Below are 12130 nucleotides of genomic sequence, written 5' to 3'. Positions count from 1 at the left end.
CGTGGCAGGAATTATTTGATTCCCGCAAAACATGGCACCGGCGCCCTTTCGAACAAAGATCCTGCCTATCTGTTCTTAAGAGAAAGCAGCAGCAGTTTTTTTACAACGATCACAAAAATATTCCATGAAAAAATCCTTGATTACCCTGCAGGTCCGCCCTGCTGCCATTATAGAATTTCCCCTCTACGATGCGCCGCCGCGGACCATCTACACTATCACCGATGGTATTCCTGACGGCGTCTGGCTGGATAAAACCAACAGGCTGTTATATTGGACCAATATGGGAAACCTGACAGACCCAAAAGAAGAATTTGCCGCGAAAGATGGCTCCATTCAATGTTGTGACCTCAACGGGGAACAACACCGGATACTGGTGGGCAACGGTGCCGTCACCACGCCGAAACAGCTGACAGGCGACCCGGAACACGGATTCCTTTACTGGTGCGATCGCGAGGGAATGGCAGTGATGCGCTGCCGGATGGACGGCACTGGTCTGGAAACACTGGTCAGACGGGGCAGGAACGAACTGGACCGGCTGGAAGCGGAAAGACATTGTGTAGGCATCGCCCTGGACACATCACGCCAACATATCTACTGGACGCAGAAAGGTCCTGCCAAAGGCGGGAAAGGACGCATATTCCGGGCTGGCATCAATATTCCTGAAGGACAGACGGCAGATAACCGGACTGATATCACGCTGCTGCTCGATCAGCTGCCGGAACCCATTGACCTGGACTTTGGAGCGGTAAGCGGCCGGTTGTACTGGACAGACCGTGGCGCGCCACCCAACGGCAACTCGCTCAACAGCGCCACCATCGCAGAAGACGGCCGGCTCATCAATCACCACGTACTGGTTACGGGCTTGCAGGAAGGCATCGGCCTGACAGCGGATGAAAAAGATAACAAAGCCTATGTGACAGACCTCGGCGGATATATCCGGGAAGTCAATCTGGCCACAGGCCGGCAGTCTGTTCTCCGCCAGCAGGGCCCTACTACGGGCATTACCCTATTGACGGACGACTAAAATCATTCGCCGCTTTTGTGCATTAACCTTTTTATTATATTTTGCTGTCCCAAAACACCCCGCCAACAATAATGGACCATAGAAGAATATTGGAAGAAGTTACCCGGACCAGCATAGAACTATTGATGCAGGAGCCTTTCTATTCCCGTTTTTTTGCTGCCATCAATAAGGAAGTCACCAGTCCCGATTCCGACATTCAGACCATGGCCGTAGGCCTGCGCGAGCGGGGCCACACCCTTTATATCAACCCGACGTTCTGGGACCACTTTTTTACGGATAAACGTCACCGTTATGGTGTGGTAAAACACGAAGTATTGCACATCGTTTTTAAGCATACACTGGTGCATGAACCAACGGCTGACCGCCTGCTGGTCAACATCGCGATGGACATTGTGGTCAACCAGTACATCGACCGTGCGCACCTGCCGGTGGAATCGGTGTTCATGGAGGGTTTTCCGGAATTACAATTTGAAAAAGACCAGACCTGGCGCTACTACTACGAGAAACTGGTACACCTGCGCGACAATATAGACACCATCTACAAAGACACCGAATGCGCGCGCATGTTGTGCGCTATCTCCGAAGCGTCGCATGGTATGGACCGGCACCGCCAGTGGAGAGAAATCTTTGAACGCAGCCAGCTTGAAAAAGAGCTGACCAGCCTGGAAATAGACAACCTGATTGGCATCGCGCGCAACAGGACCAACCAAAAAGGATATGGCAAATTACCGGCCTCACTGAGGTCTTACCTGGATACTATATTACTGAAAAGCAAACCATTAGTGGACTGGCGCCGGGTGATCAAAATCTTTTCTGAGAGCAGCAGCAAAACGAAAGTACGCAGCACGCTCAAACGCCCGTCCAAACGCTTTGGCACCAATCCCGGTATCAAAATACGGAAACAGAAAAAACTGCTGATAGCGGTAGATACTTCCGGCAGCATTGACCGCGAAGAGCTTTCCACCTTCTTTAACGAAGTGCATCATATCTGGCGGCAGGGTGCCGAAATACAGGTGCTCGAGTGCGATGCCACCGTACAGCGTGTGTATGCCTATAAGGGCGTGCCGCCGGAATTTATCATGGGCCGCGGCGGTACCGATTTTAATCCGCCGATTGAATACGGCAATGATAATTTCCGTCCCGACGGATTGATCTACTTTACCGATGGCGTTGCCCCCGCACCCACTATCACGGCCCGTTTCCCGCTGTTGTGGGTGATCAGCCACGGTGGCATTGCCGGCGATTCTGAGGAATTCCAGGCACTCCCGGGCAGAAAAGCCAAATTAATATCATCCTGAAAAAAAATATATACCGAGAACTGCGAACAAATTATGGCAACAACAAAAACACCGCAATTCAACTACATCACCTACGGAACAAAAGTCAATGCCCAACAGGTGGAGAGAATGCTCGAACATGTGACCCATCAGCATTTTGATACCCCCCAACATGCCGGTAAACGCAGGCCTACCCCCATTTGTATCTGGGGCCTGCACGGTATCGGCAAAACAGAAATGGTACGCGACTTCGCCCAGCGCAAAGGTTACCAGTTCACCTATATTGCCCCCGCACAATTTGAGGAAATGGGCGACCTGCTGGGGATGCCCAAAATATCTCACCACCTCGATAATGCCGCTACTCAGTTTGTGGCGCCCGACTGGGTTCCCAAACAAGCCGGTCCCGGCATATTCCTGATAGACGACGTAAACCGCGCCGATGACCGTATCCTGCGGGGCATCATGCAACTGCTGCAGAACTATGAGCTGGTCAGCTGGCGTTTCCCCGAAGGCTGGATCATTATACTCACCGCCAATCCTGATGGCGGCGACTATTCCGTTTCCACCATGGACGACGCCATGCTTACCCGTATGATGCACGTCACCATGGAGTTTGATGTAAAAACATGGGCACGCTGGGCAGAAAACGCCGGCATCGACCCGCGTGGTATCGACTTCATTCTCGCCTATCCGGAAGTAGTTACCGGCACCCGTACCACGCCGCGCTCACTGGTACAGTTTTTCCAGTCGCTCGAAACCATTACCGACCTGCGTGCAGACCTCGACCTGGTGAAAATGCTGGGCGACGGCTGTCTTGACGAAGCCACCACCACCGCGTTCATCACCTTCGTGAATATGGACCTCGATAAACTTATCGCGCCGGAGGATATTCTGAACGCGCCTAATTTCCAGATACTGGAAGGACAGATCAAAGCATTGGTAGACGGCCAGACCAAACGCATGGACATCCTCTCCGTAATAATGACCAGGCTGACCAACCACCTGCTCAATACCAAAGAAGAGCTCAGCGACAAAGCCTTCGCCAACCTCAAAGCCTTTATCTTACTGGGCTTTATCCCCAACGACCTGCGGCTGGCCATGGCGCAGGACCTGGTAAATGCCACCAACAAAAGCCTGAAAAAACTGTACAGTATACCTGAAGTAGCCAAATTGCTGCTCGCCAAAATGTAATGTGATGATGCAAGACCTAAGTAAGTATATCCGCTACGGAAACGATAAAAATCTGGATATATGGGATACCAACGGAGAAATAGACCAGCTCCCGGACGATATTTTCCTGGAATATCCCAAGGCAGAACATGTAGCGCTGCATGTTAAAAACATGACCACGCTGCCTGGCTCCATTTATTCCCTGAAACAACTGAAAACACTGAATATTTCAGGCACCAAAATAAAAGCGTTGCCGGAGGAATTCATTCAATTACAACAGCTGCAAAGCGTCCGTCTCAGCAACGGCAATATGGACCTCAATAAAGGACTGTCGCTGCTGGCACAGCTGCCGGACCTTCGTATCCTGGACCTGGACAACTGGCGCGGCAATGCCTTTCCGGACAACCTGTTTCAGCTAAAACAACTGACACAACTGACGCTGTCCAATGACAAAATGAAAGGAAATATTCCGGAAGTAATGGCCCTTGTAGCAGCGTTGCCCAACCTGCGCGAACTGCACATCACCGTCACCGGAGATGATTACTACCAGTTATTGTCCCCGGAAAATATGCCGCTGCTGGACAAACTGCAAAAGGTAGATATCAGCTACAATGGTCTCTGGCGCTCGGAGCCTTATAAAACACCTTTATGTGTGGCCACCACCCATAAAGTACAGATACACTACGCTTTCCGGGAGAGTTTACCTGCCTTTCGCCTGAAGGTGAAAGACAAAACCTATAATGCGCTTCAGTTACAGCTGTTATTTGGTATATACCTGAAAGTGATACCTGCCGTAAATGCACTGCTGCCCAATCAACTGGCCGATGCCATCGCCGCCCAACAGCATCCTAATCTTCATTTGCTGGCCAAGCCCAAAGGAGAAAGCCAGAAATCCATCAATGAAAAGCTGGAGCAATATGGTATTACTGTCAACAATAAACAGGCAGACAACAACACTATCGTGGTTATTGGCACAGACACCACCATGGAAGATTTGATGCCTTTGCTGGACGCCGGTTGCCACGTTATCACCACAGACCAGCTCAATGAAGTGCTGATCAGCAAAGATGACCACTGGCTGCTGCAGGACGATAATGAAGCTGCCAATACACAACTGCTGCGCCTCTTCGCCTCTAATGACCCCGACAACTACCAGCTGGCATTTGAGATCATCGAAGCAGGCGGCGCCAACAAAATCATTCAGACGTTGCTGGCCGTAGTGATGCTGGCCCATCCCGATAAAAAAATCCATAAAAAAGCAGAGAAACTGTATGACAAATACGGCTCACAGGCTTTCCGGCAACAGGTAAAAAACAATAAAATCTCTTTGCGTGTAGGCGGTAACGTGAGTTCAAAATTACAGCGGATAGTGTCCAGCCAGGATGTGGACGAAGTGATGTTTCGCCTGATGTACCAGCTGGTGGCCGGTTCCAACAACAATATCAGCAAAGTGCGTGTCAGCTCCTTCAGCATGAAAGGTATTGCCAACATTACACTGCCGCCGGAAATAGCTTTCTTTACACAGATCACCGACTGGGATTTTGAAAGCTGTGAAGGCCTTAATATCGATGCGGCCATTTCCATCTTTGCGGAGATGCCCAATGTCAAGCACCTGCGGCTCAATAGCTGCCACATCACCATCCCGGGCTCCATCGGTACGCTGACACAGCTGGAAACCCTGGAGATAGCCCACAATACGCTGGCGGTGGAAGATTCGCTGCAATCACTGGTACACCTGAAATCACTGGACGCTACCGGCGTAAAGCTGAAAAACTGGGATTGGTTAAAGTCGCTGAAAGGCCTCTTAGGGCTTAAGCTAAGCAACAATCAGCTGCCAGCCATTCCGGAAGCGGTGTTTGACATGCAGCAACTGGCCCTGCTGGAAGCCCGGAACAACAAGCTGACAGCCGTCCCCCAGGCTTTGATGCGTTTACCAAAGCTGGACCAGCTGGATTTCAGTAACAACCAGATCACTGACTTTCCTCATTTCCTCGGCAGACGCAAATTATCCTGGCTGCTGTTACGTTCCAATAAAATATCAGTGGTTGACATGACCCAGCTGTCGGTCGCAGCGAAAGGAGAACCCGTATCGTGGGGACAGCTGAACCTGTCCCGCAACCAGCTGACGTCCTTTGACATGACAGGCTGCAGGTTTGCCATGCGCTCACTTGACATCTCTCATAATAAGCTAACAGAACTACATCCGTCTATATTTGTAACGGCCCTGACCGATTTTTATGCTCATCACAACCAGATTAGCGAACTGCCGCCAATAGCCGCTAATACCCGTTTTGATGATTTCTGGGTGCAGAATAATCAGCTGACTGAACTGCCGGCACATATGGCACACATCTTCATCCATAATGCTGATTTCAGTAACAACCAGATCAGCCACATTCACCCTGACTTTAACCAACATGGCGCTGACAACTATGGCCGGTTATTCTGGAAAATAAAAAACAATCCGCTTCCTAAAGGCAAAGTGGGTGGCATGTATCTCTAAATAAAAAAGAGCGGGCAATGTGCCCGCTCTTTTCATATATGCCATACAGTTAGTACCCTATACAGGCCAGTTTCCCGTCCATGGTGCTTACCAGCACTCTCCGGTTGCCTATCGGCAATACCGCGTTTACCAGGCAGTTGGACAGCTTGTGTTTCCATAACAACGTATAGTCCTTACGGTTAACCGCGTACACCACGCCTGAATGCGTGGGCGTGAAGATGACGCCATCGCGTTCTATTGTTGCTGCAGGGTCCAGTTCATAGCCCATCTCGATCGGTGATTTCCACAGCAGTTGCATGGTATCGGCGGTGGCGGACACCCCGTAGAGGTTGCCGTCCATCGTTTTGATGAAAGTCTGGCTGCTGTCTGCCGCCAGCCCGATGGATTCACGCATTCTTACACCTGGCACTGTTTTACGCCAGATAACGCTGCCGGTCTGACTGTCAAATGCCGTCATGTAGCGGTCCGGCGCCACGATGAATACTTTGCCCTGTGCGCCCACCGGGTAGCAGGCTGCAGGGGAAAACATGCGGTTGGAGGCGCCGTTGTTCCATTTCCACTTCAATGCGCCGGTAGCAGCGTCGAGAGCATAAAAATCGTTGCCCCAGCTGCCGAAGTACACGTTGCCCTGGTATACCAATGGCTTATCTTCCACGAAGCCGTTCACGCCGGAAAATTCCCACACCAGTTTGCCCGTTGCCACATTGATGGCCCGGAAATGCCCGTCGGACGCGCCCACATAGGCGATACCGTTAGCCACCTCAGCACTGGCCACCACTGGTTTGCCGGTTTCAAAACGCCACCGTTGTTTACCGTTGGAAGCCTGGATACAATAGATATAATGGTCGGAAGAAGCCACCACGATGTTGTCTCCGGTTACTACCGGTGTGGCATATACTTTACCGCCGGTTTTGAACGTCCATTTCTTTTTTCCGTTGGCAGCCTGCAGCGCATAAACTTCGCCGGCCGTATTGGTAGAGATCACCAGGTCTTTCACCACTGCCATACCGGAGCCGATATCGCTGTTGTCCTGGAAAGTCCAGAGTGCTTTTACACCGGGGAATGAGTCGTTCATCGCGAAGGACGGGCGTTCAAACGGGGCCGTGTCGTAGCGGGCATGATGGCTTTTCAGCGGTTGGACCGTCCATTGCCGGTTTTTACCGATCAGTGGCGTTCTTTCTTCGAAAGTTGCCTGGTTGTTGGCCACGGTGATGATATTATAACCGCCGATGCTGTCTTTCGCGCGCAGGTTGGAGCGGCACATTACGCCGGGGATATTTTCGAAATCGTATGTTTTGTTGGTATGGCCGTGGCCGCAGAGGACCAGCTGAACGTTGTGTTGCTTCAGACGGTCGAGCGCTTCGTACCAGTTGTTGAGGTCAGCATTTTGCGGGTAGTGGTTGATATAAATAATGGGCGTGGTGGTATCTTTTGTTTTCAGCAAGTTATCGAGCCATACCACATTTTCGCGGGGCACCTGTCCGGGGCCCATGCGCATATTGGGACCGCAGTTGGTACCGATGAACCAGTAGCCGCCATGCTTAAACGAAAACGTTTCGTTACCGAATACGCGGCGGAAGGTATTGCCGCCGCTTTCAGACCATTTGGTATCATGGTTGCCGGGAATGATGTACCAGGGCTTGTTGAGGCTGTCCAGCAGCCGTTTGGCCAATTTCAGTTCTTCATCAGCGCCAAATTCGGTAATGTCTCCGGAGATGATCACAAAAGCGATGGAAGGGTTTTGATTGATGTCGGCCACGCTGCGCTGTACGTCTTCAGCTGCATGATCGCTGCCCACGTGGATGTCTGTCATCAGCGCAAACTTGAACGCGTTTTGGGCCATTGTCACTGTCCGGCATAGTGTCAGCACTGTCAGGGTGCTCAGCAGGAAAAATTGTTTCATTACTTATTCTTTAGGTGCATAGTATTTCGTTTTTTCCAGCCAGGAATTAAAGACAGTATAGAACACCGCCAGGATAATGGCGCCTTTGAACATGCCGGTAAATCCCCATGCGATCATACCACCGATAACTCCGAGGAAAAGCACAAGAAACGGAAGTTTTCCGCTTTTTGCAATGAGCACCGGTTTTAATACGCCGTCCAGCAGCAGTACGCCGGCGCCGTAAATCGCCAGGAAGATGGCCCATCCCGTATTTCCCTGCATGGCCATCCAGATAACAAGGGGTATCCACACCCACAACGGCCCTACCTGTATCAGCACCAGGAAATACACGATGGCCGCGAGTGCCAGGGCGAACGGGATACCTGCTATAGTGAAGCCTATCCATGATACCACGGCAGCGGCCAGCGCGGTGCCCATCACCCCGATGGAAACACCTTTCACCGCCTGTGCGGTGGCTGCCAGCAAGGCATAACCATCTTTGTCGCCAAACATATGGGTCATAGTAGCGCGTACCGGCCGCATCAGCCGGTCACCGCTGACCAGGAAAATAGCGGAGACCACAATCCCCAACACCACCTGCAAAGCCATTCCCAAGATGCCCACTCCCGTGGTCACTACATGATGAATGCTATGCATGATCTGCCGTTCGTAGATACCGGCCGTCTCCCGCGGCCGCAATTGCAATTCATGCCAGAACTGCGCCGCCTCCTTTCCTACCAGCGGCAGATTGGTGATCCACCCCGGGAGGTCCGGAATACCTTCGTCCCTGGCTGTTTCCAGCCAGTAGCCGATTTCTTTCAGATGATCATTGACCGTGGAGACCGCATAGGCGAAAGGTAACGCTACCACAGCCACCAGCAGCAGCGAATAAATAACGGCCGCCAGCTTACGCCGGCCCCCCAGCCACACAACACCTTTTTCGTAAAGACTGAACAGAGAAACCGAGAAAATAATGGCAAAGGTAAATACACCGAAAAATACTTTCAGTACATCATACAAGGCATACATGAGCCCCAGCAGTAGCAGCAACACAATGATCGTTTCTATGATCCTCCGGGAGGTGGATGGAATACGGGTGCTCATAACGGAAAGCCGGATTTATTTCGGACACAATCAATTTACTAAAAGATTAGCGAATAAGCAATGATTCCCGTTAGCGGTACCTTCGCGAATATTTATCCAATACCGGTAAATATCAATCCACCGGTCATCGGTATGCTTTTTTTTACCATATTGCTACCATCAGAAAACAAAAATGAAAAAACTCCTGAAATACGTCCTTATTCTCCTCGGCATCTTCCTGGTACTGGTACTGTTCGTGGCCGGATGCTTCTGGGTAACCTCGGAACAAAAACGCCGGCAGGCGAAAGAAGATGGTGAAAAGTACAGTAAAATATGCGATACCGTCAGTATCATTACCGAACAACCGAAAATTCAGCTTTCAGGGTTCAGGCCGAAAGAAATCCGGCAATTGCGCTTTAAAATCCTCAGAAACGGGCAATTTATCAGGGATACCCTGGTCAAAACCCAATTCTCCTATATCTCAGATGACAGTACTTATTTTTCGACCAATATTCCCTACCCCGTCTTTTTAAAAAAAGACACTATCGTGGTAAATACCGAAGGAGGCCTACACTATTATATTTCAGGCTACCATCACTATGCTTACCTGCATTATGGCATGATGGGCTATGTAGGTGGCCATGACTGCCGTTTTTCAGAAGACTGTGTAGTCAACAATGCGCCATCAGGTGGCACGCTCCTGAAAAACGACGGTTGGCTGCATCCGGAAAAAGACAGGTTTAAACAGATGATTGCTCCCCAAACACCGGCATTTGACAGTATCTCCAAAGCAGCTGCCATCTCCTACGAAAAAGCACAGGAGATATTTGATCAAAACAAAGCCAACAAACATCTCTTTTCGCGGAGCACCTACCGGATTGAAATTGGAGAAGAAGGCAGTTTCTACGTTTTTGGAGAAGAGAATGAGAACAATAGAAACCAGGTTGATCTGATTAAAATAAATACACAAACGGGGGAATATAAAAGAGAGAAACGATAAAGCCCTACAACGCTGAGTTATAAGGCTTTACCTTGGCTGTATTTACAAATGTTATTTCTTTTCGCTGATAAGCCGGAGCACATAAGCTACCTGGCTATCCTTCTGTTTCATATAATCCTCATAGTTCTGCCATACCTCGTAATCAGGCATGATCCCTCTTCCTTCCGGCTGGTTGGGTTTTACGGGCGCATCCTGCTCCACATACATGATGGAAAACTTCGTCTTGATTTTAGAGTGCGGCAGTTCATATACCAACCCTGCATGTCCGTTGTGGCAGTAGTAACCGCCAACGGTCTCCACACCTACGATGGTGGTATTCCTTGCATATGCCCTCACCAATGAAGCCAGGTGGGAGGCAGCAGAAGCGGTGTTTTCATCAATCAGCAGGTACAAATGTCCTTTGTAGGCCGGTTGTTTAGGATAATAAACCGGGTTGTGGACACTGTCCTGATAGCTTTTTCCGTCTTTGTAGGGCAGCAGATATTCTTTCAGGAACTTTCTGCCCTCTTTTATTTGTTCCGGTCCCCATTTGGTGTCAGTGCCTACACCCCAGAAATACTGCATATAGGGGATGGTGTCCCGGTCGAAGTTGGCATAGGCCGATTTGTTTTCTTTGAAGGGATGGTCTGTCAGGTACATCATGGGCTGCTCGAAGGTGGGATCACTGCCACCTGGATTACTCCGGATATCCAGGATCAGGTTCGGTACGGCGTTTTTATCCAGCGCCTGGAACACACTGTCAATAAAACGTACGTATCCCGGGAACCTGGGATCGTCTGCTCCGTCAGCCATGCTGAAAATGCGGAAGCTGAGCAGTCCGGTGCCTTGGTCTATCATCCGGAAGCTGTACTTGGGTTGTGTGTTATAGTCGATAAGGCTGTCGACACCGGCGCTGTAGCGGCTCTTCTGGTTCTCCTTCCGGGCGTCCAATGTTACTGCCGGCAGGGTGACTGTCTTCACTTCTTTGCTGTAGGGTGGATTAAACGTAACGGTGAACTTGTCCTTCACGCCATACTCGATCATATAACGGTAATTGAAAGACCGTTGCACGCTTCCGCTCCATTTCTGTGTGGTGTTAAACCCATCAGCAGAAAAATACTTGTAGAAGGACTGCATCAGGGAGGTGTCAGGCACGCCGTTAATGCTCAATACGCGCGAACCTGCCGGGATCTCTTTTGTCTGATTGTTGAAGATGATCTTCCCCTCAATATATTTCAGATCATAAGGGAAATACCCGCGTTGGCGGGCGTAAAAGTCCATCAGGTCTTTTCCCACCTCCGTGTAGTTATGGCAACTGCCCTCAAAATCGGTCAGCCGCAGTATTATCTTGAAGTATTCAGTGGTGCTCAGCGGCTTCCTGATCTCTTTGAAAGCCACGTTGTAAATACTGTCCACCTGCTTTTTGGTACGGTAGCGGTATAACCCGGAATTGGCCTTTTCGCGGATATCACGGAAAAGCAGCAAGTCCTCTTTCATCTCTTTGGTACCAAGTACTTTGTTGTAGATTTTCAGGCTGTCGCCTGTCGGTTGCGGCCCTGCGGGCATAGCCAATATAGCCGGGGACACCGATTGTGACAGCAAAAACAATAAAAACAATTTTCTCATAAGTTATTCTCCAGTGGCAATGATGGTTGATATAATCACTGCAATAATAAAACTAATTACGCTCAGTTATCCCCATGGTATTTTTTCTTGTCTTCTGCCGTGTAAAAACAATAAATCAGCCCTTCCATATTATCATCCCCGATCTCATTGCTGATCCATTCCCTTAACTCTTCCAGGTCGGATGTCTGTTTGATGTCTGCGGCGTTTAGCGGTACACGGGAAAAAAGGACCAGTATCCCGTTTTCCTGCTGAAGCAAGGATAAGGCCTGTTCATCGACCGGGCAGTGGAAATAGGTAGTATCACAGTCACATGCCGATAATACCTTTTGGCCGTCCACTTCCTGTATTTCAAACCAGGCATCGGTGCCCATAATATACCAGAAAGGGTCTCCGGCATCCATAGCGTAGTCCGATAATTCATCGAGTTCATTTCCAAATACTACCACTGCTACATTCTGGTTATCGACAACAGTGCAATAAGGCTTTTGATTAGACAGGTCAGTCATTTATGGCGAAATTAAAGTTAACCGGAGATATCATGCTACCGCATGAAGATACACCACCGCCCACACATTTGAAAATCGGC

9 protein-coding genes are annotated in these 12130 nt (G+C 50.0%); 5 read left to right on the top strand and 4 right to left on the bottom strand.

The annotated features are described in order from the left end of the window. The first annotated feature begins 124 nt into the window (after window positions 1-124). The 4 genes from ACTJJS_RS09290 (at window position 125) to ACTJJS_RS09275 (ending at window position 5974) form a co-directional block, all read left to right on the top strand. Window positions 125-1024 carry a hypothetical protein gene (locus tag ACTJJS_RS09290; RefSeq protein ID WP_440663435.1) on the top strand — a complete coding sequence of 300 codons (900 nt, stop codon included), beginning with the start codon at window positions 125-127 and terminating at the stop codon, window positions 1022-1024. A gap of 71 nt (window positions 1025-1095) precedes the next feature. Beyond that, window positions 1096-2322, top strand: a complete 1227-nt coding sequence (locus ACTJJS_RS09285; RefSeq protein ID WP_440663434.1) for a vWA domain-containing protein — start codon at window positions 1096-1098, stop codon at window positions 2320-2322. Between the two features lie 33 nt (window positions 2323-2355). Continuing rightward, on the top strand, window positions 2356-3492 hold the full coding sequence (locus ACTJJS_RS09280) for an AAA family ATPase (protein WP_440663433.1): 1137 nt from the start codon (window positions 2356-2358) through the stop codon (window positions 3490-3492). Window positions 3493-3496: 4 nt separating this feature from the next. Beyond that, window positions 3497-5974, top strand: a complete 2478-nt coding sequence (locus ACTJJS_RS09275; protein ID WP_440663432.1) for a leucine-rich repeat domain-containing protein — start codon at window positions 3497-3499, stop codon at window positions 5972-5974. Window positions 5975-6023: 49 nt separating this feature from the next. Here ACTJJS_RS09275 and ACTJJS_RS09270 read toward each other — a convergent pair whose 3' ends face one another. Then, window positions 6024-7877 (bottom strand): outer membrane protein assembly factor BamB family protein, encoded by a 1854-nt coding sequence (locus tag ACTJJS_RS09270; RefSeq protein WP_440663431.1) that lies wholly within the window; start codon window positions 7875-7877, stop codon window positions 6024-6026. Window positions 7878-7880: 3 nt separating this feature from the next. Further along, complete coding sequence (locus tag ACTJJS_RS09265; RefSeq protein ID WP_440663430.1) at window positions 7881-8960, bottom strand: AI-2E family transporter; 1080 nt, start codon at window positions 8958-8960, stop codon at window positions 7881-7883. Window positions 8961-9132: 172 nt separating this feature from the next. Here ACTJJS_RS09265 and ACTJJS_RS09260 point away from each other — a divergent pair, with 172 nt between their 5' ends. Continuing rightward, entirely contained in the window at window positions 9133-9939 is an 807-nt protein-coding gene (locus ACTJJS_RS09260; protein WP_440663429.1) for a hypothetical protein, read from the top strand. 51 nt (window positions 9940-9990) lie between these two features. Here ACTJJS_RS09260 and ACTJJS_RS09255 read toward each other — a convergent pair whose 3' ends face one another. Both ACTJJS_RS09255 and ACTJJS_RS09250 read right to left on the bottom strand, forming a co-directional pair. Then, a complete protein-coding gene (locus ACTJJS_RS09255) occupies window positions 9991-11544 on the bottom strand; it encodes a S41 family peptidase (protein ID WP_440663428.1) in 1554 nt (517 codons plus the stop codon). A 62-nt stretch (window positions 11545-11606) separates the two neighbouring features. Further along, window positions 11607-12050, bottom strand: coding sequence for a hypothetical protein (locus tag ACTJJS_RS09250; RefSeq protein WP_440663427.1), 444 nt, complete (start codon window positions 12048-12050; stop codon window positions 11607-11609). Window positions 12051-12130 lie beyond the last annotated feature (80 nt).

The organism is Chitinophaga sp. 22308 (assembly GCF_052045305.1).
Lineage (GTDB): Bacteria > Bacteroidota > Bacteroidia > Chitinophagales > Chitinophagaceae > Chitinophaga > Chitinophaga varians_A.
Note: the sequence above shows the minus strand (reverse complement) of the source record. Positions and strands in the feature narration are given on the sequence as shown.